The organism is Pseudomonas sp. D1-1 (assembly GCF_051132225.1).
Classification (GTDB): domain Bacteria; phylum Pseudomonadota; class Gammaproteobacteria; order Pseudomonadales; family Pseudomonadaceae; genus Aquipseudomonas.
The window spans coordinates 242,024-266,171 of sequence record NZ_CP071676.1 but is presented as its reverse complement, the minus strand read 5'-3'; the positions used below and the strand labels follow the sequence as shown (position 1 = coordinate 266,171).

The window sequence follows — 24,148 nt, the reverse complement described above, 5'->3', positions numbered from 1 at the left end:
AATTCGTGTGGTCGCCCGGCCAAAAGCCGGGTTAGACTCGCTGGCCCTGCCCAACCCGCTCAGTGATGCTTTCCGATGCTCGAACAGTACGTCAAGAAGATCCTCACCTCGCGCGTTTATGACGTTGCCGTTGAAACCCCGCTGCAGACCGCCCGCCAGCTCTCCGAGCGGCTGGGCAATGACGTCTGGCTCAAGCGTGAAGACCTGCAGCCGGTGTTCTCGTTCAAGATTCGCGGGGCCTACAACAAGCTGACCCAACTCAGCGACGAAGAGCGCGCCCGTGGCGTAGTCACGGCCTCGGCCGGCAACCACGCCCAGGGCCTGGCGCTGGCAGCCAAGGTGCTGGGCGTCAAAGCCACCATCGTCATGCCCAAGACCACCCCGGAAATCAAGGTCGAAGGCGTACGCTCCCGCGGCGGCAAAGTGGTGTTGCATGGCGACTCGTTCCCCGAGGCGCTGGCGTATTCGCTGAAGCTGGTCGACGAAAAGGGCTACGTCTATATCCATCCCTATGACGACCCTCATACCATCGCCGGGCAGGGCACCGTGGCGATGGAGATCCTCCGCCAGCACCCCGGGCGCCTCGATGCGATATTCGTCCCGGTGGGCGGTGGCGGGCTGATTGCCGGCATCGCGGCCTACGTGAAATACCTGCGCCCCGAGATCCGGATCATTGGCGTCGAGCCGGATGACTCCAATTGCCTGCAAGCGGCCCTGGCCGCCGGTGAGCGCGTGGTATTGCCGACCGTCGGCCTGTTCGCCGACGGCGTGGCCGTGGCGCAGATCGGCCAGCACACCTTTGATATCTGCAAGCACTACGTGGATGAAGTGATCACCGTCAGCACCGACGAGATCTGCGCAGCTATAAAGGATATCTACGACGATACCCGCTCGATCACCGAGCCGGCCGGCGCCTTGGGCGTGGCCGGGATCAAGAAGTACGTCGAATCGCGGGGCATCAGCGGTCAGACCCTGGTGGCCATCGATTCCGGCGCCAACGTCAACTTCGATCGCCTGCGCCATGTGGCCGAACGCGCCGAGCTGGGCGAAGGGCGCGAGGCGATCATCGCCGTGACCATTCCCGAGCAGCCGGGCAGCTTCAAGGCCTTCTGCGAAGCCATCGGCAAACGCCAGATCACCGAATTCAACTACCGCTACAACACCGGCAGCGAAGCGCACATTTTCGTCGGCGTACAGACGCATCCGGAAAACGATCCGCGCAGCAAGTTGATCGCCAGCCTGACCGAGCAAGGCTTTCCGGTGCTGGACTTGACCGACAACGAGCTGGCCAAGCTGCACATCCGCCACATGGTCGGCGGACACGCCGCCCACGTCATCGACGAAGTGGTGCTGCGTTTCGAGTTCCCGGAGCGTCCGGGCGCGTTGTTCAACTTCCTCAACAAGCTGGGCGGGCGTTGGAATATCTCGATGTTCCACTACCGCAACCATGGCGCGGCGGATGGTCGCGTGGTCGCCGGGCTGCAAGTGCCTCACGATGAACGCCACCTGGTACCGGCCGCCCTGGAAGAAATCGGCTATCCGTATTGGGATGAAAGCGATAACCCGGCCTATCAGCTGTTTCTTGGTTGAAGGGCTACGCTGAAGGACATCGGCCTTAAGGAAATCCCATGGAAACTCTGCTGACCTTGAAAGTCCTGCACGTCGCGGCCACGGTCCTGCTGCTGGCATGCGGTGTAGTCCTTGCCGTCCTGGCCTGGCGTAAACGCAGCGAGGGACCGGCCAGCACGCTGCGGCGTCCCTGGCTGTTGGCCTGGTGCGTGATGCTGGTCTGCATGCTGAGCATGCCGTTCACCGGCTGGTGGCTGGTTCACCTGGTGGGCTGGCCGTTGGGGCAAAGCTGGCTGTTGGGCTCCAGCGTGATCTACACGGTGGCGACGCTCTGCGTTTTCTGGCTGCTGGCAAGGCTCAATCGTCTGCGCTTGGGCAGCGGCGGCAGCAGCAGGTTTACCCTGGCATTGGCGATCATCGGTGGCGTCGGCTTCCTGTCCATCGCCGCGCTGATGGGTGCCAAGCCGATTTAAGCGACAGGGACGGGCATGAAGATCCTACTGGTGGGAGGCGGCGGTTTTATCGGGCGCCATCTGCTGCGAGCGTTGCACAGCGCTGGCCACTCGATCATCGCAACCAGCCGTGAACCTCAGGCGCCAGGTTGGCCTGGGGTTGAATGGCGGCAGCTGGATCTCGGTGTACTGGCAGGCGACCCTGAACACTTTGCCTTGCCCCTGGACGTCGAATTGCTGATCAACGCGGCCGGCCTGCTCAGCGTCGACACCGAGGCGCTGAGCCTGGTCCAGGATCGGGGCGCGCGAGCGTTGTTCGACCAGGCCGCGCGCCGCGGCGTCCGGATCCTGCAGATTTCCGCGCTGGGCGCGAGTGCCCAATCCGACGTGCCGTTCCTGGCGAGCAAAGGCTTGGCCGACGAATATCTTTGCACGCTGGACAGCGTATCGGTGGTGCTGCGGCCCTCGTTGGTGGTGGGACCAGGCGGCGCGAGCAGCTGCTGGATGGAAGGCCTTTCGCCGTGGCCGTTGATTCCCTTGCTGAATCTTCAAGCGCGCATCCAGCCCGTACATGTCGATGACCTGGTGGGCGCGGTGCTCGCCCTGCTGCGGCAATGGCCGAACGAGTCGGTGGTGTTGCCGCTGGTAGGACCGGAGCCGATGACGCTGGCCCGACTCATCGATCATCTGCGCGCCGCCCAAGGTTGGGCGCCGGCCCGCTACATCAAGGCCCCTGCGCTGTTGACTGAACCGGGTAGCCGGCTTGGGGATCGGTTCGGCTGGCGGGCATTGAACAGGCAAAGCCTGGCCTTGGCACAACGGGACAATCTGGCCGACCCCGCGGCACTCGCGTCAATCTGCGGGTATTACGCCGCCCCCGTACAAACCCGCTTGCAGGATTGGCCCAGCCCAGCCCAGAGCAGCCTCAGAGCGATCCGCCCGCTGATGCTCGCGGTACTGGCGATCATCTGGCTGGGTACCGCCATCGTCTGCCTCGGCCCCGGCTACGATTGGGGCTTGCGTATCATGGCCGAAGCCGGTGTCCACGGCGCCTGGGCGAAGCTTGCGGTAATCGCCGGCGCGCTGTGTGACGGCGCGCTGGGCGTGGGCATGCTATTCAAGCGCTGGCGCCGCCAGGCATTGCGGTTGCAGTTGGGATTGATGCTCGGCTACACGCTGTGCATCAGTTTTATCCTACCGCACTATTGGTTTGACCCTTATGCGGCTGTCGCCAAGAACCTGGTGCTGATAGTCGCGACTTTATGGCTGCTTTGGACTGAACCGCGCCGATGAGCATTTACGTGCTGCTGAAAACCCTGCACATCCTGTCCTCGACCATCCTCTTCGGCTTGGGCGCGGGGTCCGCCTACTACGCGCTGCGGGCCTGGCGCAGCGGCAAGCTTGAAGTCATTGCCGTCACCTTCAAGCATCTGGTCTTCGCCGATTGGGCGTTCACGGCCACCACCGCCGTGTTCCAGCCGCTGAGCGGCCTGGCCCTGATGCATGTGGCCGGCTGGCCACTGCAACAGAGCTGGTTGATGTGGAGCATCGGCCTTTATTGCCTGGCGGGCGCTTGCTGGCTGCCGGTGGTCTGGTTGCAGATCCGCGTGCACAAAATGGCCGAGCAAGCCTTGCAGGACGGCACGCCCATGCCGCTCAAGGCCAGCACCTACATGCGCTGGTGGTTTGCGCTGGGCTGGCCGGCGTTCCTCGCGTTCATGGTGATCTTCTACCTGATGGTGGCCAAGCCTGCGTGACAGGTCAATCGCGCAGGCTGATCACCGGCCAGCCGCGTTTCTCGGCCTCGGCCCGCAGGTTCGAATCCGGATCCACCGCCACCGGGTGCGTCACTGCTTCCAACAGCGGCAAGTCGTTCATCGAGTCGCTATAGAAGTAGCTGTCGTCCAGCGAATACCCGGTTTCTTCCAGCCAGCGATTCAGCCGGGTCACCTTGCCCTCGCGGAAACAGGGGATGTCGGTGCTGCGCCCACTGTAGCGACCGTCAATCATTTCGCACTCGGTGGCGATCAGGGTTTCGACGCCCAGACGCTCGGCAATCGGCGCGGTGACGAAGCGGTTGGTGGCGGTGATGATCACCAGCTTGTCGCCGGCATCACGGTGTTTTTTCAGCAGCTCGATGGCTTGGGGCAGCACGATCGGCTCGATGCAGTCGCGCATGTATTCGAGATGCCACTGCGCCAGCACCTCCATCTCGGTACGGCCGAGGATTTCCAGGCAGAAATTCAGGTACGCGGCGTTGTCCAGCTTGCCGGCCAGGTAGTCCTGGTAAAACTCATCGTTGCGCGCCTTGTAGGTGACGGCATCCAGAAACCCGCGCTCGCAGAGGTAATCGCCCCAGGCGTGATCGCTGTCGCCGCCCAGCAGCGTGTTGTCCAAGTCGAATAAAGCCAGCCGCATTGCAGTTACTCGCTGAAATTTCTTGAGAAAGGCGCCCAGAATACGGACTTTTCACAAGAGTGCACATAAGGTGGGCAGCCTCGTTGCTGCTTTCACAACCTTTGTGGAACAATGCGGCGACATGCGTTTGCGAGGTTGTTGCCGTGATCGATCCCGATGGTTTCCGTCCCAATGTGGGGATCATTCTTACGAATGATGCCGGACAGGTGCTATGGGCTCGCCGTATCAATCAAGACGCCTGGCAGTTTCCACAGGGAGGGATCAACCCCCAGGAGACGCCGGAAGAGGCTTTGTACCGCGAGTTGAACGAAGAAGTGGGGCTGGAGCGAGAGGATGTCGAAATACTCGCCTGCACCCGAGGCTGGTTGCGTTATCGTTTGCCGCAACGCCTGGTCCGCACGCACAGCCAACCGCTGTGTATCGGCCAGAAGCAGAAATGGTTTCTCCTGCGCCTGATCTCCAACGAGCAGCGGGTGCGGATGGATTTGACCGGTAAACCGGAATTCGATGGCTGGCGCTGGGTCAGTTATTGGTATCCGTTGGGCCAGGTGGTGACATTCAAGCGCGAGGTGTATCGACGCGCTCTCAAAGAGCTTGCCCCGCGCCTGCTGACGCGCGACTGACGACGGAGTTCGACCCCGAGCCATGCTCAATACGCTGCGCAAGATCGTCCAGGAAGTTAACTCCGCCAAGGATCTCAAGGCGGCGTTGGGGATTATTGTATTGCGCGTCAAAGAGGCCATGGGCAGCCAGGTCTGCTCGGTCTACCTGCTGGACCCCGAGACCAACCGTTTTGTGCTGATGGCGACCGAGGGTCTGAACAAGCGCTCCATCGGCAAGGTCAGCATGGCGCCCAACGAAGGCCTGGTCGGCCTGGTCGGTACCCGGGAAGAACCCCTGAACCTGGAAAACGCCGCCGATCACCCGCGGTATCGCTACTTTGCCGAGACCGGCGAAGAGCGCTACGCATCGTTCCTCGGCGCGCCGATCATTCACCACCGCCGCGTCGTCGGCGTGTTGGTCATCCAGCAAAAAGAGCGCCGCCAGTTCGACGAGGGCGAAGAAGCCTTCCTCGTGACCATGAGCGCGCAACTGGCCGGGGTTATCGCCCACGCCGAAGCGACCGGCTCGATCAGCGGCCTGGGCCGCCAGGGCAAGGGCATCCAGGAAGCCAAGTTCGTCGGCGTGCCGGGCTCACCGGGCGCGGCGGTGGGCACCGCGGTGGTCATGCTGCCACCCGCCGACCTCGACGTGGTGCCGGACAAGACTATCGCCGACATCAATGCCGAGCTGGGCTTGTTCAAGACCGCCATCGAAGGCGTGCGAGCCGACATGCGCGCCCTGTCCGCCAAGCTGGCGACGCAATTGCGGCCTGAAGAGCGCGCGCTGTTCGATGTCTACCTGATGATGCTTGACGATGCCTCCCTGGGCAGCGAAGTGACCACGGTCATCAAGACCGGCCAATGGGCCCAGGGCGCGTTGCGCCAGGTGGTGACCGACCACGTCAACCGTTTCGAACTGATGGACGACGCCTACCTGCGCGAGCGCGCCTCCGACGTCAAGGACCTCGGTCGCCGCCTGCTCGCCTACCTGCAGCAAGAGCGTCAGCAGACCCTGGTCTACCCCGACAACACCATCCTGGTGAGCGAAGAGCTGACCCCGGCGATGCTCGGCGAAGTGCCGGAAGGCAAGCTGGCGGGCCTGGTCTCGGTACTGGGCTCGGGCAACTCCCACGTGGCGATCCTGGCCCGGGCCATGGGCATTCCCACGGTCATGGGCCTGGTGGACCTGCCGTATTCCAAGGTCGACGGCATCCAGATGATCGTCGACGGCTACCACGGCGAGGTCTACACCAACCCCAGCGACGTGTTGCGCAAGCAGTTCGCCGATGTGGTGGAGGAAGAGAAGCAACTCTCCCTGGGCCTGGATGCCCTGCGCGACCTGCCGTGCATAACCCTCGATGGCCATCGCATGCCGCTGTGGGTCAACACCGGCCTGCTGGCCGATGTGGCCCGGGCGCAGAAGCGTGGCGCCGAGGGCGTGGGCCTGTACCGCACCGAAGTGCCGTTCATGATCAACCAGCGTTTCCCCAGCGAAAAGGAACAGCTGGCGATCTACCGCGAGCAATTGTCCGCGTTTCATCCGCAACCGGTGACCATGCGTAGCCTGGACATCGGCGGCGACAAATCGCTGTCCTACTTCCCGATCAAGGAAGACAACCCGTTCCTCGGCTGGCGCGGGATCCGCGTGACGCTCGACCATCCGGAAATCTTCCTGGTCCAGGCCCGCGCCATGCTCAAGGCCAGCGAAGGCCTGAACAATCTGCGCATCCTGTTGCCGATGATCTCTGGCACCCATGAGCTGGAAGAAGCCCTGCACCTGATCCACCGGGCCTGGGGCGAGGTGCGCGACGAAGGCACCGACGTACCCATGCCGCCGGTGGGCGTGATGATCGAGATTCCGGCAGCGGTGTACCAGACCAAGGAACTGGCGCGGCAGGTGGACTTCCTGTCGGTAGGCTCCAACGACCTGACCCAGTACCTGCTGGCCGTGGATCGCAACAACCCACGAGTGGCCGACCTCTACGACTACCTGCACCCGGCCGTGCTGCAAGCCTTGCAGAACGTCGTTCGCGACGCCCATGCCGAGGGCAAGCCGGTGAGCATCTGCGGCGAAATGGCTGGCGACCCGGCGGCGGCGGTGCTGCTGATGGCGATGGGCTTCGACAGCCTGTCGATGAACGCCACCAACCTGCCGAAAGTGAAATGGATGCTGCGCCAGATCAACCTCAGCAAGGCCCAGGAGCTGCTGGCGGAGCTGATGACCATCGACAATCCGCAGGTGATCCATAGCTCCTTGCAGTTGGCGCTGAAAAACCTCGGGCTGGCGCGGATGATCAACCCGGCTTCGAACAAGACCCTCTAGATCCCGCGGCGAGCATTGTGGCGAGGGAGCTTGCTCCCGCTGGCGGGCGAAGCCCGCCCAAAAGCTTTGGGGCTACTTCGTAGCCCAGCGGGAGCAAGCTCCCTCGCCACGGGGTTACCGTCGGCATTAAACGAGCAGCTCCACCTCCCCCAAATGCCCCCCATGCGGCCCGAAACTGCGCTCGACCATCTGCCGCGTCCCGTCAGCATTAACGATCAGCGCCGTGCTCGCCCGCGTCCCGTAGGCCGGGCTGGCGATGAACACGCTCGACAGCAGCATTTCCGTGGACAGTCCCACGCCGGTGTCCGGCAGCTCCGCCACCGGGGCCGGTTGCGGATCGTTCAATAGCGTCAGCAGCGCTTGGGGCTGCGGGTCATGCAGCACCTCACTCAACGCCGTCCGGGCCTTGAGCAATTTCGGCCAGGGCGTGTTCAACCCGGCGTTGGACAATCCGTAGATCCCTTCGGCCAACAACTGCGGGCGTGTATCGCGTGCGTTGTAGTGCCACAGTTCGGCGCCATCGCCCAGCAGCAGGTTGAAGCCACCGTACTCGCCGGCGCGCGGCACGACTTCGCTCAGATAATCGACGATCGACAGATTCCCGGTCAGGAACCGCGCCACCAGCTCGCCGCGAGACTTGAACGCCGGGAGCTGGCCAGGATCGCGGATGTTGGTCAGCGCGGCAAAGCGGCCCCCGGTGCCGACCCCGAGCCAGGTGCCGCCCGCTTCCAGGTCGCGACCGGCATGCACGTGCGGTGCGTCAGGCCACTGCGCCAGTGGCAGCGTCGGGCGCGCGTAGAACTCGTCGCGGTTAGCCGCCACGATCAGCGGCTGGGCGTGGCCGGGCCGCCAGGCAAATACGATCAGGCACATCAGGTTGTCCTGTGAAAAATCCGAGCTCCGCTTTCGTGGTGCCTACTTTACCCACACATCACCAACGCATCCATCGCCTTCAGTGGAGCCCAGGCCCCTCGATCCGTTACCATGCCGCTCTTGTTTGCGATGGTCGAGGCGACGCTGGTGGAATTTCTGCTTTATCTGCTGCTCGGCGCCTGTGCCGGTGTACTCGCCGGGCTATTCGGCGTCGGCGGCGGGATGATCATCGTCCCGGTGCTGGTGTTCAGTTTCACCTTGCAGGGTTTCGACCCGCAGGTGTTGACGCACCTGGCTGTCGGTACGTCCCTGGCATCGATCATCTTTACCTCGGTGAATGCCGTACGCGAGCATCACCGCAAAGGCGCGGTGCGCTGGCAGATCTTTACCTGGATGACCGTCGGGATCCTGATCGGTGCCGGTTTCGGCGCCATTACCGCCGAAGCGATCTCCGGCCCGCATCTGCAAAAAATCATCGGCGTATTCGCCATGCTCGTTGCCCTGCAACTGGCGCTGGATTTCAAGCCGAAGGCCAGCCGTACCGTGCCGGGCAAGGTCGGATTGGGCCTGGCCGGCACGGTTGTCGGCTGGGCCTCGGCGATTTTCGGTATCGGCGGCGGTTCGCTGACCGTGCCGTTCCTGACCTGGCGCAGCGTGCCGATGCAACAAGCGGTGGCGACTTCGTCGGCCTGCGGGCTGCCCATCGCCCTGGTCAGTGCGTTAAGTTTCATGATTCTGGGGTGGCAGGATCCATTGTTGCCGCCCCATAGTCTCGGTTTTGTATATTTGCCGGCACTGCTGGGCATCGCCCTGACGAGCATGATCTTCGCCCGTTTCGGCGCGCGACTGGCCCATCGCCTGTCGCCGCGCTTGCTCAAGCGGCTGTTCGCCGCTTTGTTGTTCAGTGTGGGCTTGAGTTTCCTGCTCTGACGCAATCCTGGCTTAATCCCGAGGTGGCAGCTTCGCCCGGGTATTTTTGACGTTCACGAGGAATATCAATGCTGCCTTACCCGCAGATCGATCCGGTTGCCCTGGCCATCGGCCCGCTGAAAATCCACTGGTACGGTCTCATGTACCTGATCGGTATCGGTGGTGCCTGGTGGCTGGCCTCGCGCCGGCTCAACCGGTTTGACCCGACCTGGAACAAAGAGAAGCTCTCGGACCTGGTGTTCTGGCTGTCCATGGGCGTGATCGTTGGCGGGCGCCTGGGTTATGTACTGTTCTACGACCTGAGCGCCTACCTGGCCAACCCGACGCTGATCTTTGAAGTCTGGAAGGGCGGCATGTCGTTTCACGGGGGCTTCATCGGCGTGATGCTGGCGGCGCTGTGGTTCGGCAAGCGCAACAACAAGTCGTTCTTCGAACTGATGGACTTCGTCGCGCCGATGGTGCCGATCGGCCTGGGCGCCGGGCGCATCGGCAATTTCATCAACGCCGAGCTGTGGGGCAAGCCGACGGACGTGCCGTGGGCGATGGTCTTCCCGCCGTTCAGCGACCCGGCCCAATTGCCGCGCCACCCGTCGCAGCTGTACCAGTTCGCCCTGGAAGGCGTGGCACTGTTCCTGATTCTCTGGTTGTTCTCGCGCAAGCCGCGGCCGACCATGGCGGTATCGGGCATGTTTGCGCTGTTCTACGGGATCTTCCGTTTCATCGTCGAGTTCGTCCGCGTACCGGACGCCCAGCTCGGCTATCTGGCGTGGAACTGGCTGACCATGGGCCAGGTGCTGTGCCTGCCGATGATCATCGGTGGCCTGGCGCTGATCTGGCTCGCTTATAACCGTGCACCGGCTGCGGCGGCCAAGGTTTAAAATTCGGACCCCGGGGCGCTGGCCCCGGGTTCAAGGACACAGGTAACTCATGAAGCAATATCTCGACCTGGTGGCTCACGTCATCAAGAACGGCACCAAGCAAGCCAACCGCACCGGCGTGAACACCATCAGTTTCCCTGGCGCGATGCTGCGCTATGACCTGAAGGAAGGCTTTCCCGCCATCACTACGCGCAAGATGGCCTTCAAGTCGGCGATCGGCGAGATGTGCGGTTTCTTGCGTGGCGTGAACAATGCCGCCGAGTTCCGGGCCCTGGGCTGCAAGGTCTGGGACCAGAACGCCAACGAAAATGCGCAATGGCTGGCCAACCCGTTCCGCCAGGGCGAAGACGACCTGGGCGAGATCTACGGCGTGCAATGGCGCAAGTGGCCGGCCTACAAGCAGATCCCGCTGAGCAACGCGGCCGCCATCGAGCAGACGCTGGCCCAGGGTTATCGGCAGATCGCCGAAGGCAAAGAAAACGGCCAGGCCTACGTGGTGCTGTACAAGGCCATCGATCAGGTTCGCCAGTGCGTCGACACCATCATCAAGGACCCGGGCAGCCGGCGCATCCTGTTCCACGGCTGGAACTGCGCCCAGCTCGATGAAATGGCCCTGCCACCGTGTCACCTGCTGTATCAGTTCCATCCGAATGTCGAGACCCGGGAAATCTCCCTGACCCTCTACATCCGCTCCAACGACCTGGGCCTGGGCACGCCGTTCAACCTCACCGAAGGCGCCGCGCTGCTAAGCCTGATTGGCCGCCTGACCGGTTATACGCCGCGCTGGTTCACCTATTTCATCGGCGATGCCCACGTCTACGAAAACCACTTGGACATGCTCAATGAACAGCTCACGCGCGAGCCGTTCCCGATGCCCCGACTGGTGATTTCCGAGCGCGTGCCGGAGTTCGCCAAGACCGGCGTATACCAGCCCGAGTGGCTGGAGCAGGTCGAACCGAGCGACTTCTCCCTCGAAGGCTACCAGCACCATGCGCCGATGACCGCGCCGATGGCGGTCTAAAAAACACCCCGTCTCCCCTGTGGGAGCGAGCTTGCTCGCGATGAGGTCATCACATTCAACACAGATGTTGACTGATAAACCGCTATCGCGAGCAAGCTCGCTCCCACACTGGATCTGCATGCGCTGCAGGTCAGTTCAATGCCCATGACTCCTGCCCACATGTGAATGCTCCACCTCCGGCGCCACCGCCCCGCTCACCTCCAACCGTTGCAAGATCCCGCACTGCTCAAGATCCGGCCCTTCGCCACAGCGATGGCGCAGGTCGATCAGTTGCGCCTGCAAGGCCTGCAGGCCGTCGATGCGCGCCTTGACGTGGTGGATGTGTTCGTCGATCAGTGCGTTGACGCTCTCGCATTGGTCCTGGGGGCTGTCGCGCAAGGCGAGCAGGCTGCGGATTTCCTCCAGGGTCATGTCCAGGGTCCGGCAGTTGCGGATGAATGTCAGCCGCTCGGCATGGGCCTGGGTGTAGACGCGATAATTGCCGTCACTGCGGGCCGGTTCCGGCAGCAAACCCTCCCGTTCGTAATAGCGGATGGTCTCGACCTGGCAGTCGGTGATTTTCGCCAGTTCGCCAATCTTCATCGGATGAACTCCAAATAGGTGCTTGACCCTATAGTGGCTACAGGGTCTTTACTGCGCAACAGGCACTTTTCACGGACGCAACCCGATGAACGATTCCATCCATACACCCCGACCCGCCCATGGCCATGAGCACGGGCACTCCTGCTGCTCATCCAAGGCAGCGCCGGCGGTAGTCACGCTCGACAAAACGCCGACGGACGGTGCGCGGCTGAGCAGTTTTCGCATCGAAGCCATGGACTGCCCCACCGAACAGACACTGATCCAGAACAAGCTCGGCAAACTTGAAGGCGTGCAGCGACTGGAATTCAACCTGATCAACCGTGTGCTGGGCGTAACCCATGACCTGCCCAGCGACACGCCGATCATCAAAGCCATCGAGTCCTTGGGAATGCAGGCGGAACCGTTGACGGCTGGCCAGGACAAACCGACTCACACCCCGCCCGCCCCAGCCAAACCATGGTGGCCGCTGGCGTTGTCCGGCGTCACGGCATTGGGCGCCGAGGTGATTCACTTCACCAACGCCGCGCCGAACTGGGTCGTCGCGTTGGTGGCGCTGGTGTCGATCCTCAGCGGTGGCCTCGCCACCTACAAGAAGGGCTGGATTGCCCTGAAGAACCTGAACCTGAACATCAACGCCCTGATGAGCATCGCCGTGACCGGCGCGGTGTTGATTGGCCAATGGCCGGAAGCGGCGATGGTGATGTTCCTGTTCACGGTGGCCGAACTGATCGAGGCCAAGTCCCTCGACCGCGCGCGCAACGCCATCAGCGGCCTGATGCAGATGGCGCCGGAACAGGCCACCGTGCAGCAGGCCGATGGCAGTTGGCAGGTCCAGGAAGTGAAGAGCGTCGCTCTTGGCGCGCGGGTGCGGGTTCGCCCCGGTGAACGCGTCGGGCTGGATGGCGATGTGGTCGCAGGCCGTTCGACCATCGACCAGGCGCCGATCACCGGGGAAAGCCTGCCGGTGGACAAGACCGTGGGCGACAAAGTGTTTGCCGGCACCATCAATCAGGCCGGCGAACTGGAATACGCCGTGACCGCCGCGGCCGATCAATCCACCCTGGCGCGGATTATCCATGCCGTGGAGCAGGCCCAGGGGGCCCGGGCACCGACTCAGCGCTTCGTTGACCGGTTCTCGACAATCTACACACCGGCGGTGTTTGCCCTGGCCTTGGCTGTGGCCGTCATCCCGCCGCTGTTCATGGGCGCAGTCTGGTTCGACTGGATCTATCGGGCGCTGGTCCTGCTGGTGGTCGCCTGCCCATGTGCACTGGTGATTTCCACCCCCGTGACCATCGTCAGCGGCCTGGCGGCAGCGGCGCGCAAAGGCATCCTGGTCAAGGGCGGCGTGTACCTGGAGGGCGGCCACAAGCTCGATTACCTGGCCTTGGACAAGACCGGCACGATCACCCACGGCAAACCGGTGCAGACCGATTACCTGGCACTCGACCCGAGCGTGGAAACCACCGCACCGGCCCTGGCCGCCAGCCTCGCGGCGCGGTCGGACCATCCGGTGTCCCGAGCGATTGCCCATGCGGCTGTGGATAAACAATCGGCGCAGCAGGTTGTGGATAACTTCGCGGCGCTTGCCGGGCGCGGCGTTCGCGGCGACATCGGCGACCAGACCTATCACTTGGGCAACCATCGCCTCGTGGAAGACCTGGGCCTGTGCTCTCCCGAGCTGGAAGCGAAACTCTTCGCCTTGGAAAAACAAGGCAAGTCCGTCGTGCTGCTGCTCGACAGCGCCAGGCCTCTGGCGCTGTTTGCCGTAGCCGATACCGTCAAGGACTCCAGCCGCGAAGCGATCCGGCAGTTGCATGACCTGGGCATCAAGACACTGATGCTGACCGGCGACAACGCCCACACCGCCGAGGCGATAGCCGCACAGGTGGGCATGGACCGAGCCCATGGCGACCTGTTGCCGGAAGACAAGCTGCAAATCATCGAGAAGCTCTACGCCGGCGGTCACCGGGTCGGCATGGTGGGCGACGGCATCAACGACGCCCCGGCCCTGGCCCGCTCGGAAATCGGCTTCGCCATGGCGGCGGCCGGCACCGACACCGCCATCGAGACCGCTGACGTAGCGCTGATGGACGACGACCTGCGCAAGATTCCCACCTTCATCCGGCTGTCGCGGCAGACGTCGAGCATCCTCAAGCAAAACATTGCCCTGGCGTTGGTGATCAAGGCGATTTTCCTTGCGGTGACCTTTGCCGGGTTCGCCACCATGTGGATGGCAGTATTTGCCGACATGGGGGTGAGCTTGCTGGTGGTGTTCAATGGGTTGCGGTTGTTGCGCAAGTAAAAATCAGAGCGACCGGGCTGGCCTGCTCGCGAAAGCGGTAGGTCAGCTTGCATTGATGTTGGATGTGCCGCAGCCATCGCGAGCAAGCTCGCTCCCACACTGGTCTCCACTGAACATCAAATCTATGTCCATCCCCAAATCCCCAGTGGGAGCGAGCCTGCTCGCGAAAGCGGTGGGTCAGCTTGCATTGATGTTGGATGTGCCGCAGCCATCGCGAGCAGGCTCGCTACCACACTGGTCTCCCAATAGACATCAAATCCATGTCAGTCCCCGAATCCCTGTGGGAGCGAGCCTGCTCGCGAAAGCGGTGGGTCAGCTTGCATTGATGTTGGATGTGCCGCAGCCGTGTCACTCGCGCTTGGGCTCGCGGATCTTGTACCAGGCCACATACAGCGCTGGCAGGAACAGCAGCGTCAGCAGCGTGGCGACGATGATCCCGCCGATCATCGCGTAGGCCATCGGGCCCCAGAACACTTCCCGGGCGATCGGGATCATCCCCAGGCTCGCCGCCGCCGCCGTCAATAGGATCGGCCGGCGCCGGTGCTCGGTCGCTTCCACCACCGCATCCCAGGGTTCATAGCCGTCACGTTCGTATTCGTCGATCTGGGTCACCAGGATCACCGAGTTGCGGATGATGATGCCGATCAGCGCAAGGATCCCGAGGATCGCCACAAAGCCCATGGGCGTGCCCGTCGGCACCAGCGCCAGGACCACGCCGATCAAGCCCAGGGGCGCGACACTGGCCACCAGGAACAACTTCTGCACGCTGTGCAACTGGATCATCAGGAACGTCGCCATCAGGAACAGCATCAGCGGCACCACGCTGGCGATCGGCCCCTGGGCCTTGCTGCTTTCCTCCACCGTGCCGCCGGTGGCGACCTTGTAGCCTACCGGCAATCTGGCGGCGAACCTGTCGATGTCCGGTTGCAGTTGCCGCACCAGGTCCGTCGGCTGGATTTCATCGCGCACGGCAGCCTTGATGGTGATGGTCGGCTTGCGGTCGCGACGCCATACCAGCGGTTGTTCCAGTTCGTAGCGCACCGTGGCAAAGGCCAGCAGCGGAATCGAGGTCCCGCCCGGTGTGACGATCTGCAGGTTCTGCAAGGTTTCCGGCGAACCGCGCTCGGCGTCTTCGGCGCGACCCACCACGTCGATCAGGTAGATATCGTCGTTGACCTGGGTCACCGGCGAGCCGCTGACAATGCTGTTCATCAGCCGGGCCACGTCATCCGAAGACAATCCCAGTTGCCGCGCCTTGTCCTGGGCGATGTCGATGCGCAGTACTTTGCCCGGCTCGTTCCAGTCGTAGATGATCTCGCCAATGTGCGAGTTCTTGTCCAGTTCGGTGGCAAGCTCGATGGCATGCTTGCGCACCTGGTCGATGTCCTTGCCGCTGACCCGGTACTGGATCGGCCGGCCGACCGGCGGGCCCATTTCCAGCGCCTGCACGTAGCTGCCGATGCCGACGAAATCTTCACGCAGGCGCTTTTGCAGGCGTTCGCTGAGGGCCGCACGCGACTCCAGATCCTTGCTGACGATCACCAGTTGCGCGTAGTACGGGTTCTGCAGTTGCTGGTCCAGCGGCAGGTAGAAGCGAATGGCGCCTTCGCCGATGTAAGTGCTCCAGCGCGCGATGTCCGGGTCGCCCTTGAGGGTGGCCTCCAGGCGATCGACCGCCTTGCGCGTCTCGTCCATCGAGGCGTTCTGCGGCAGGTTGAGGTCCACCAGGATCTCCGGGCGGTCCGAGGACGGGAAGAACTGGTTCTGTACGAAGCGCATGCAGAATACCGCCAGCGCGAACAGCAGCACGGTGATCCCGATTGCCCACCAGCGATTGCGCATCGCCCACAGCAGGCCACCGTTGAAGGCCCGTCCGACCCGTCCCGGCTCGTTGCTGTGGGGCTTTACGTTGGGACTGAGAATGTGCACGCCGATCACCGGGGCGAACAGCACCGCGACGATCCAGGACACCAGCATCGCCACGGCAATCACCGCGAACAGCGTGAAGGTGTATTCGCCAGCCGAACTGGCGTTCAGGCCGATGGGCACGAAGCCGGCCACGGTCACCAGGGTCCCGGTGAGCATCGGAAAGGCGGTCGAGGTATAGGCAAACGTCGCGGCCTGATCCTTGGAATCGCCTTTTTCCAGGCGCGTGACCATCATCTCCACGGTGATCATGGCATCGTCCACCAGTAGACCAAGGGCGATGATCAATGCACCGAGGGAAATCCGCTGCATGGTGATGCCGCTGTATTCCATGAACACGAACACCATCGCCAGCACCAGCGGGATCGAGCAGGCCACCACCAGCCCGGCGCGAATGCCGAGGCTGATGAAACTGACCACCAGAACGATGATCACCGCCTCGAACAAGGCGCTGGTGAAGCCGCCAACGGCTTCCTCCACCACTTCGGCCTGGTCCGACACCGTATGCACGCCGACCCCCACCGGCAGGTCCGCGGTCAGTTCGTCCATGCGCGCATGCAGCGCCTTGCCGAACTCCTGGATGTTGCCGCCCTTCTTCATGGCAATGGCAAGACCGATCGCCGGCGTGCCGTTGAAGCGGAACATCGGCGTGGCGGGGTCGACATAACCACGGCGAATGTCGGCGATATCGGCGAGGCGATAGAAACGATCGTTGAGTCGCAGGTTGACGTTGGCCAGGTCCTTTTCCGATTGGAACTGGCCGGACGTGCGCACGGAGATTCGCTCCGGCCCGGCGTCGATCACCCCTGCCGGGGTCACGGCGTTCTGCGACTGCAGGCTCTGCACCACCTGGCGCTGGTCGATGCCCAGTGCGGCGAGTTTGCGCGTGGAAAAATTCAGGTACAACACTTCGTCCTGCTCGCCGACCATTTCCACCTTGCCCAGGCCGGGCACGTCGCGGATCTCGGCGCGCACCTGTTCGACATAATCGCGCAACTGACGCATCGACAGGCCGTCGCCGGTAAAGGCATACACCGAACCGTACACGTCGCCGAACTCATCGTTGAACCCTGGGCCTTGCAAGCCTTCAGGGAAATCGCCACGAATGTCGTCGATCTTCTTGCGCACCTGGTACCAGATCTGCGGGATTTCCTCGGCGCCGGTGGTATCGCGCAGATACACGAACACCGTCGACTCCCCCGGCCGGGTGTAACTCTTCACATAATCGAGGGAATCGAGCTCTTCGAGTTTTTTCTCGATGCGGTCGGTGACCTGGTCGAGGGTTTCTTCCTGGGTCGCGCCGGGCCAGCGGGTCTGGATGACCATGGTCTTGATGGTGAACGACGGGTCTTCTTCGCGGCCCAGGTTCATGTACGAGAACACGCCCATCAGCAATGCGACGAACATCAGGTACCACACGAAAGACTGATGCCGCAGGGCCCATTCGGATAAGTTGAAAGGCCCTTTCATCGTGCGTCCTCGTCGAGTTTCACTTTTTGCCCCGGCTGGAGACTGTTCACCCCGGCGCTGACCACGCGGTCGCCAGGCTTGATGCCGTTGGCGACCAGGACCGATCCGGCCGATCGCTCGATAATCTGTACTTCTCGTGGCGAGACTGTCTGGCTCTGCGGGTCGATCAGCCAGATTCGCGCCTTGCCGTCGACTTCCTGCAACGCGCTGAGCGGCAGCTCGATGCGCGGTTCGATGGCCGAGCTCAGGGTCACGCTGATGGCGGTGCCCAGGCGAAAGCCCGGCGGTGTATCGGTCAGGGTCAGGCGCGCGCGGCGGGTACGGGTGGCGCTTTGCGCCTGAGGCTCGATCTCGCGCACGATGGCCGTGGTGTGGGTCGCCGGGTCGAGCTGCGCGGCGACCTCGAACACCACATCCTCGGGCAGGCGCTCGGCCAGCCCGGCGGGCAAGTCGATCACCGCTTCCTTGACGTCCGGGCGGGCCAGCGTCACTACTTGCTGGCCGGCGGTCACCACCTGCCCCGCCTCGGCCGTCCAGGCGGTGACGACCGCGTCATGGTCGGTACGCAGTTCGCTGTAGTTGAGCTGGTCGCGGGCCTGTTCCACCGTGGCCTTGGCCTGTTCCAGGGAGGCAGCGGTGGTCTTCAGGTCGGTCTGGGCGATGTCCAGTTGCGCCTGGGCGCCGACGCCACGGTCGAATAATTGCTGCTGGCGACGGGCATTGGCCTGGGCATTGATGTACTGCGCCTCGATCCGCGCCAGGTCGCCCTGAGCGGCGCGCAACTGGTTCTGCTGGTCGGTGGGGTCGAGGGTTGCGAGCAGGTCGCCCTTCTTCACTTCCGCGCCGACATCGACGTTGCGACTGGCGATGCGCCCGGGCACACGAAAACCCACGTTGGTTTCGTAGCGCGCCTGGATATTCCCGGCGAAGCGTCCCAGGGCCTGCTGGTCCAAGGCCCGGACCTCAATGGACAACACCGGCCGCACCGGCTCCGGCGGTGCTTCTTCTTTCGAGCAGGCGGCCAGCAGCAGGCCGGCCGCGACCATCCACAGGCGCTTCATGGCTGGGCTCCTGGCGGGTTTTTCTCATAGTTGTTTTCGGCGATCTCGACGCGCATGCCCGGATGAAGCAACTGCCCGCCGGCAATGATGACTTTTTCGCCGCCCTTGAGCCCGTCGCTGACGATGACCTTGCCGGTCAGGTAGCGGCTGACGGTGACATTGTGCAATTGCGCCTTGCCCTCGCCGTCCACCAGCCACACGGCCGGATCACTGAGATTCTTGGTCAGTGCCGACCAGGGCAGTTCCACGGCGGTTTTTCCTGCGGATTTGGCGGTGGCGCTGACCACCGAACCCAGGCGCATGCCTTCGGGCAAGTCGTTGAGCGTGACCTTGACCTGCACGGTGCCGGTCTCGGCGGACACCGCCGGGGTGATCTCGCGCACCGTACCGGTGGTTTTGATGGCAGGGTTGTCGAGCAGGCTGATGACAATGTCCGGCGCCGATGGCGGTTCGCTCAGCAGCGACTCGTAGATGTTGAACACCGCGTCGCGCTCACCGTCCCGGGCCAGGCTGAAGATCGGCTCCGTGGCCTGGACCACTTGGCCCACTTCGGCCTGGCGCGCCGTGATGATGCCCGGCGCCTCGGCGATCAGTGCGGTGTAGCTCAGCTGTTCGCGGGCATTGGCCAGTTGTGCCTGGGCCGCCGTCAGCGCGCTCTGGCTGCTGCGCAGTTGCGCCTGGGCCGCGTCGTATTCGCTCTGGCTGGTATAGCCCTTGGGCAAGAGCTTCTGCTGGCGCACAAATGCCGCCGCACTCTGCTTGACCCGCGCCTGTTCGGCGGCCACCTGGGCCTCGGCGGAGTCGACGTTGGTCTGCAGGTCCCGCGGATCGAGCCGGGCCAGCACTTGCCGGGCCGAGACTCGGTCGCCGACGTCGACTTTGCGCTCGATGATCTTGCCGCCGACACGAAACGACAGGTCAGCCTGCACGCGAGCCTGGACATCGCCGGTAAGCGTCACCGAGGCGGCGTATTCGGAAGGTATGGCCTGCTGCACGAAAACCCGTGGCAAGGCTTTTTCCTCGGGCTTCTTGTCACCGCACCCCGCCAACACCGCACACACGCCCAAGCCAACAATCAATTTGATTCCAGGACCAGCCATGCAGACTCCTTTGCGTTGTACGGACGTACCAGTGACGATACGACTGTGAGCTTAGAACAGGGTTCACCGAATGCACAGGAATCGGGCAGACTCGTCTGTGACATCCATGTACGAAGGGAATTCGCATGCTCACGACCCTGGCGGTGGCCAACTACCGGTCCATCAACAAACTGGTCATCCCGCTGGGCAGGCTGAACCTGATCACCGGGCCCAACGGCAGTGGCAAATCGAATCTGTATCGCGCCCTGCGCCTGCTGGCGGAGACGGCGCAGGGTGGCGTGGTCAATGCTCTGGCCCGTGAAGGTGGGCTGGGCTCGACCTTCTGGGCCGGCCCGGAAGAAATAAGCCGTCGCATGCGTAACGGCGAGGTACCTGTGCAGGGCATCGTGCGTCAGGGCAGCATGCGCCTGCGCCTCGGATTTGCCGGGGAAAATTTCAGCTATTCGATCGCCCTGGGCCTGCCGGAACCCAGTCGTTCGGCGTTTTCATTGGACCCTGAAATCAAGCGCGAATGCATCTGGGCCGGACCGGTGTACAGGCCTGCCAGCTTGCTGGTGGACCGCAACGGGCCAATGATCCGCGCCCGTGAAAGCCGTTCGTGGGACGTATTGGCCCAACACACCCCGACCTTCGATAGCCTGTTCGATCAGGTCGGCAGCCTGCGCGCTTCGCCGGAGGTCTTGCAGATGCGCGAGTTCATCCGTCGCTGGCGCTTCTACGACCACTTTCGCAGCGATGCCGACGCCCCGGTGCGCCAGCCGCAACTGGGCACTCGCACCCCGGTGTTGCACCACGACGGACGCGACCTGGCTGCAGCGCTGCAAACGATTCTGGAGATAGGCGACTTCGAAGCCCTGCACGCCGCCATTGGCGATGCGTTTCCTGGCGCTCAACTGCACATCGACAAACTGCAGGGCGGGCGTTTCGCCATCGCCTTCCAGCAACACGGCCTGCTGCGACCGTTGTCGGCCGCCGAGCTGTCCGATGGAACCCTGCGCTACCTGCTGCTGGTAGCCGCCCTGCTCACGCCGCGCCCGCCCTCGCTGATGGTGCTCAACGAACCGGAAACCAGCCTGCACCCGGATCTGTTGCCGGCCTTGGCACGCTTGATCATCCGCGCTTCGGCCAACTGCCAGGTCTGGGTCGTGTCCCATGCCACACGCCTGATCGCCGCGCTGGAGCAGGATGAAAACTGCAATTGCATCGTGCTGGAAAAAGACTTGGGACAGACCGCAATCGTCGGACAGCGGATGCTGGATGAGCCGGCGTGGCATTGGCCTGAATAAGTAGTGACTGACAAACCGCTTTCGCGAGCAGGCTCGCTCCCACAGGATTTCCGTATGGCCACAGAACTGTGTTCACTGAAGATCCATTGTGGGAGCGAGCTTGCTCGCGATGGCGATCGGAAGATTTACCCAAGAATCAGCGGCTCACCCCTGCCACTTGCCACCCTCGACAATCACGCTTTCAGGTTTGGTGTCATCGCTCAGTTCCTTGCGCACGTACTGGTCGTACAGCTTGAGCAAATATTTCTCTTCACCCAGCTTCGCCAGTTCCGCATTGACCCAGTCGCGCAGCTCGATATTGCCCTTCTTCACCGCAGGGGCAATCGGTGCTTCGGCACCCAGTTTCTGCTCCAGCACGCGATAGCCGGGGTTTTGCTTGGCCCAGCTGAACAGCACCAGATTGTCCTGGGCATACGCATCGCCTCGACCGTTGGCAAGTGCCTGCAAGGATTCGGAGTTTTTCTCGAACTTGAGCAGCTTCCAGTCCGGGTGATTACTGGTCAGCCAGATATCCGCCGTGGTGCCGGTGGTGACGATGGTGGTGCGGGTCGCCAGGTCATCTAGAGTTTTCACTTCGCTGGCTTGCGGCACCAGCGCCTGCACCGCCACTTTCAGGTTCGGATTGGTGAAATCCACCGCTTCCTTGCGCTCCGGGGTCACGGTCATGTTGGCCAGGATCAGGTCGACTTTGTCACTCTGCAGGAACGGAATACGGCTCGCCGGCTCGACTGCAACGAATTCGACCTTGTTCTCATCGCCGAGCAAGTCCTTGGCAAATCGACGGCCGATGTCCGTATCGAAGCCGACATAACGCCCCGCCTCATCGACGAAGCCAAACGGCGGCTTATCGGTGAAGACCCCGACGATCAGCTTGTCCCGCGCCTTGATCTTTTCCAGATAGCTGGCCGGTGCGGTGCCTTGGCTGGCGGCATTGGGCTTGGGTGGCTCTTCGGTTTTGTTGCAGCCGGCGAGCAAGAGGCCAGCGAGCAGCGGCAATAGCAGCAGAGACGACTTGGCAGTTTTCATGACAGTTGCAGTTCCTTTGTTAGAGTCGATTGGGGTAGTGCGGCGACGTAGGAGAACTTCTCCAGGAACTGCTGCGCTCGTGCGGTTTGCGGGTTCGTAAAGAAAATCTCGGGAGGGTTCTGTTCAAGGATCCGCCCGGCATCCATGAACACGATGCGGTCAGCCACGGCGCGGGCGAAGGCCATTTCGTGGGTGACGATCAATAGCGTCATGCCTTCGCGGGCCAGGCCCTGGATGACTTCCAGCACTTCCTTGACCATTTCCGGGTCGAGGGCGGCGGTAACTTCATCGAACAGCATGACCTCAGGGTTCATGCACAGCGAGCGAACGATGGCGATGCGTTGTTGCTGACCGCCGGAGAGCTGGCGTGGGAAAGCATCGCGTTTGTCCAACAGGCCCACACGGGCCAACAAGGCTTCGGCCTGGGCGCGCGCTTCACCGCGGTCACGCTTTTGCACTTTGACAGGGCCGAGCAGCAGGTTATCGAGCACGCTCATGTGCGGGAACAGATGGTAGCTCTGGAACACCATGCCGATCCGTTGCCGTATCTCGCGCCAATCGGTGCCCTTGTCCAGCAACTCACGACCAGACAATTCAAGGCTGCCGCTGTGGGCCACTTCCAGCCCGTTGAGACACCGCAACAGGGTACTTTTGCCGCAACCGCTGGGGCCGAGAATGACGATCACTTCCCCGGCCTGCACTTGCAGGTCGATGCCGTCCAGTACTTGCTGTTCGCCGAAAAACTTGTTGAAACCCTTGAACTCGATCAATGCGCTCATGCTTGCGTCCAGCGCCGCTCCAGCACGCGGGAGGCGGCCGAGAGCGGGTAGCAGATGAAAAAGAAAAACAGGAACAATGCGCCGTAGATCAGCACCGATTCGTAGGTCCGCTCGATGATCTGCTGGCCGACCTTGATCACGTCCACCACGCCGATCAGCACCGCCAGGGAACTGGTCTTGATGATGCGCGTGTAGACGTTGATGGTCGGCGGCGTCATGCGCCTCAGGGCTTGCGGCAACAGCACGTAACCGTAGAGTTGCGCGCCGTTCAGGCCAATCGACAATCCCGCCTCACGCTGGCCGCGCGGCAATGAATGCAGCGCGCCGCGCACCACCTCGCCGACCTCGCTTGAACCCCACAGCGACAACACCAGGACCGCGCACCAGAAGCTCGGAATACTCAGGCCGAAAAAAATCGGCAGCCCGAAAAACAGCAGGTACAACCAGACCAGCACCGGGATCGCCCGGAACAGCTCCAGGTAGATCCGCAGAACAGCGTCCAGCCACTTCACGCCCAGCGTACGCAACACGCCGTAAAGCAAGCCGCCGACGGTGCTGAAGGCGATGCCCAGGAAAGAAATCGACAAGGTCTGCACGGCGCCTTTGCCCAGTTGCGGCAACGACACCCACAACAACTCAAGACCCGAACTGGCCATGCTGGAGCCTCCTTTCCAGACGGCTGAGCAACAGCGACAGCGGCAAGAACAACAGCACGCAGATCAACGTCAGCACGGCGAGCATTTCGTAAGTCTTGTAGTAGAGCGCGATGTAGCTTTTGGTGGTGTAGAGAATCTCCGGCACCGCCACGGCCGAGACCACGGTGGTCTCCTTCAGCAGGAAAATGAAGTTGGCGAACAGCGACGGCAGGCTGAGAATCCCGGCCTGCGGCAGAATCACGTAGCGCAGCAATTGCCCGTGGGACAGACCAATGGAACGACCGGATTCCAATTGCGCCTGCGGCACCGCGTCCACGCCCGCACGCAGCACTTCCGTGAGGTAGGCACCGCCCAGGAACGTCATGGTGATGATCGCTGCGGCAAACCCCGAAATCTTGATACCCAGCGCCGGCAACGCGAAATAGACGAAGAACAACTGGATCAGCAGCGGCGTATTGCGCGCCAACTCCACATACAGGCCGACCAGGCGTTGCAGGTAAGGCGTGCGCGACACCAGAATCGTCGCGTTCAACAGCGCCACCAGCAGCGAGGTAACGATGGCGACAAGGCCCACCTGCAGCGTCACGCCCACGGCCTTGAGAAACGCCGGGAGGGTGCTGAGGATAAAAGCGTAATCGAAGTTCATTGAACATCCTGGACGCCGCTCGATAAGCGGCGGTAGCGCGGTCCTTGGGCAGCGGGTAGCTGCTCGGCAAGCGCTGACTTTAAAGGTATAAGAATTGAAATTTAAATACCGTTAAAGCATATGGATATCACCCGAAAAACTATCCCTTGTCGATCGGGCGGTGTGAAACCGCCTTTGATCTTGTGGCGAGGGAGCTTGCTCCCGCTGGCCTGCGAAGCAGGCCCCTCTGTTCTTGAGGTAGACCG

Annotated in this window: 21 protein-coding genes; 11 read left to right on the top strand and 10 right to left on the bottom strand. The window is 62.6% G+C overall.

Annotation, left to right across the window (positions count from 1 at the left end; all coding sequences use genetic code 11):
• The first annotated feature begins 75 nt into the window (after nt 1-75).
• Genes ilvA through J3P86_RS01070 form a run of 4 tightly spaced genes read left to right on the top strand, consistent with a single transcriptional unit; the run spans nt 76 to nt 3,778 of the window.
• The gene (ilvA, locus tag J3P86_RS01085) at nt 76-1,590 is read left to right on the top strand and encodes a threonine ammonia-lyase, biosynthetic (protein WP_305497561.1); all 1,515 of its coding nucleotides are present in this window, start codon (nt 76-78) and stop codon (nt 1,588-1,590) included.
• A gap of 38 nt (nt 1,591-1,628) precedes the next feature.
• The gene (locus J3P86_RS01080; protein ID WP_434626586.1) at nt 1,629-2,042 is read left to right on the top strand and encodes a DUF2269 family protein; all 414 of its coding nucleotides are present in this window, start codon (nt 1,629-1,631) and stop codon (nt 2,040-2,042) included.
• Nucleotides 2,043-2,057: 15 nt separating this feature from the next.
• The gene (locus J3P86_RS01075; RefSeq protein WP_434699255.1) at nt 2,058-3,314 is read left to right on the top strand and encodes an SDR family oxidoreductase; all 1,257 of its coding nucleotides are present in this window, start codon (nt 2,058-2,060) and stop codon (nt 3,312-3,314) included.
• Entirely contained in the window at nt 3,311-3,778 is a 468-nt protein-coding gene (locus J3P86_RS01070; RefSeq protein WP_434602486.1) for a DUF2269 family protein, read from the top strand. Before J3P86_RS01075 ends, J3P86_RS01070 begins: the two co-directional genes overlap by 4 nt.
• A gap of 4 nt (nt 3,779-3,782) precedes the next feature.
• Here J3P86_RS01070 and J3P86_RS01065 read toward each other — a convergent pair whose 3' ends face one another.
• Nucleotides 3,783-4,439, bottom strand: coding sequence for an HAD family hydrolase (locus J3P86_RS01065; RefSeq protein WP_434699254.1), 657 nt, complete (start codon nt 4,437-4,439; stop codon nt 3,783-3,785).
• Nucleotides 4,440-4,582: 143 nt separating this feature from the next.
• Between J3P86_RS01065 and J3P86_RS01060 the strand changes: the two genes are divergently transcribed.
• Entirely contained in the window at nt 4,583-5,062 is a 480-nt protein-coding gene (locus tag J3P86_RS01060; protein WP_003186867.1) for an RNA pyrophosphohydrolase, read from the top strand.
• Nucleotides 5,063-5,084: 22 nt separating this feature from the next.
• A complete protein-coding gene (ptsP, locus tag J3P86_RS01055; RefSeq protein ID WP_305497566.1) occupies nt 5,085-7,364 on the top strand; it encodes a phosphoenolpyruvate--protein phosphotransferase in 2,280 nt (759 codons plus the stop codon).
• Between the two features lie 126 nt (nt 7,365-7,490).
• Here the strand turns inward: ptsP and J3P86_RS01050 are convergent, their stop codons facing one another.
• A complete protein-coding gene (locus tag J3P86_RS01050; RefSeq protein ID WP_434699253.1) occupies nt 7,491-8,237 on the bottom strand; it encodes an NRDE family protein in 747 nt (248 codons plus the stop codon).
• Between the two features lie 147 nt (nt 8,238-8,384).
• Here J3P86_RS01050 and J3P86_RS01045 point away from each other — a divergent pair, with 147 nt between their 5' ends.
• From J3P86_RS01045 to J3P86_RS01035, 3 genes are all read left to right on the top strand, one after another.
• The gene (locus J3P86_RS01045; protein WP_305501400.1) at nt 8,385-9,167 is read left to right on the top strand and encodes a sulfite exporter TauE/SafE family protein; all 783 of its coding nucleotides are present in this window, start codon (nt 8,385-8,387) and stop codon (nt 9,165-9,167) included.
• A gap of 68 nt (nt 9,168-9,235) precedes the next feature.
• Entirely contained in the window at nt 9,236-10,045 is an 810-nt protein-coding gene (gene lgt, locus J3P86_RS01040; RefSeq protein WP_434570407.1) for a prolipoprotein diacylglyceryl transferase, read from the top strand.
• Nucleotides 10,046-10,094: 49 nt separating this feature from the next.
• On the top strand, nt 10,095-11,066 hold the full coding sequence (locus J3P86_RS01035) for a thymidylate synthase (protein WP_434626591.1): 972 nt from the start codon (nt 10,095-10,097) through the stop codon (nt 11,064-11,066).
• A gap of 135 nt (nt 11,067-11,201) precedes the next feature.
• On the opposite strand, the gene cadR is transcribed toward J3P86_RS01035, so the two are convergent.
• Nucleotides 11,202-11,648, bottom strand: coding sequence for a Cd(II)/Pb(II)-responsive transcriptional regulator (cadR, locus tag J3P86_RS01030; protein ID WP_434570409.1), 447 nt, complete (start codon nt 11,646-11,648; stop codon nt 11,202-11,204).
• Between the two features lie 85 nt (nt 11,649-11,733).
• On the opposite strand from cadR, the gene J3P86_RS01025 reads away from it, so the two are divergent.
• Nucleotides 11,734-13,953 (top strand): heavy metal translocating P-type ATPase, encoded by a 2,220-nt coding sequence (locus J3P86_RS01025; protein WP_434699252.1) that lies wholly within the window; start codon nt 11,734-11,736, stop codon nt 13,951-13,953.
• Between the two features lie 348 nt (nt 13,954-14,301).
• On the opposite strand, the gene J3P86_RS01020 is transcribed toward J3P86_RS01025, so the two are convergent.
• Genes J3P86_RS01020 through J3P86_RS01010 form a run of 3 tightly spaced genes read right to left on the bottom strand, consistent with a single transcriptional unit; the run spans nt 14,302 to nt 19,510 of the window.
• Complete coding sequence (locus J3P86_RS01020) at nt 14,302-17,349, bottom strand: efflux RND transporter permease subunit (protein ID WP_434699251.1); 3,048 nt, start codon at nt 17,347-17,349, stop codon at nt 14,302-14,304.
• A complete protein-coding gene (locus J3P86_RS01015; protein ID WP_434602481.1) occupies nt 17,346-18,410 on the bottom strand; it encodes an efflux RND transporter periplasmic adaptor subunit in 1,065 nt (354 codons plus the stop codon). The genes J3P86_RS01020 and J3P86_RS01015 overlap by 4 nt, the downstream gene beginning before the upstream one ends.
• On the bottom strand, nt 18,407-19,510 hold the full coding sequence (locus J3P86_RS01010) for an efflux RND transporter periplasmic adaptor subunit (protein WP_434626596.1): 1,104 nt from the start codon (nt 19,508-19,510) through the stop codon (nt 18,407-18,409). The genes J3P86_RS01015 and J3P86_RS01010 overlap by 4 nt, the downstream gene beginning before the upstream one ends.
• A gap of 125 nt (nt 19,511-19,635) precedes the next feature.
• On the opposite strand from J3P86_RS01010, the gene J3P86_RS01005 reads away from it, so the two are divergent.
• On the top strand, nt 19,636-20,796 hold the full coding sequence (locus J3P86_RS01005; RefSeq protein WP_434699250.1) for an AAA family ATPase: 1,161 nt from the start codon (nt 19,636-19,638) through the stop codon (nt 20,794-20,796).
• 144 nt (nt 20,797-20,940) lie between these two features.
• Here J3P86_RS01005 and J3P86_RS01000 read toward each other — a convergent pair whose 3' ends face one another.
• The 4 genes from J3P86_RS01000 to J3P86_RS00985 are packed head-to-tail and all read right to left on the bottom strand — an operon-like array spanning nt 20,941 to nt 23,903.
• Nucleotides 20,941-21,822, bottom strand: a complete 882-nt coding sequence (locus J3P86_RS01000; protein ID WP_434626599.1) for a transporter substrate-binding domain-containing protein — start codon at nt 21,820-21,822, stop codon at nt 20,941-20,943.
• A complete protein-coding gene (locus J3P86_RS00995; protein WP_434626600.1) occupies nt 21,819-22,601 on the bottom strand; it encodes an amino acid ABC transporter ATP-binding protein in 783 nt (260 codons plus the stop codon). Before J3P86_RS00995 ends, J3P86_RS01000 begins: the two co-directional genes overlap by 4 nt.
• The gene (locus J3P86_RS00990; protein ID WP_434626601.1) at nt 22,598-23,257 is read right to left on the bottom strand and encodes an amino acid ABC transporter permease; all 660 of its coding nucleotides are present in this window, start codon (nt 23,255-23,257) and stop codon (nt 22,598-22,600) included. Before J3P86_RS00990 ends, J3P86_RS00995 begins: the two co-directional genes overlap by 4 nt.
• The gene (locus J3P86_RS00985) at nt 23,238-23,903 is read right to left on the bottom strand and encodes an amino acid ABC transporter permease (RefSeq protein ID WP_434699249.1); all 666 of its coding nucleotides are present in this window, start codon (nt 23,901-23,903) and stop codon (nt 23,238-23,240) included. Before J3P86_RS00985 ends, J3P86_RS00990 begins: the two co-directional genes overlap by 20 nt.
• Nucleotides 23,904-24,148: the final 245 nt, after the last annotated feature.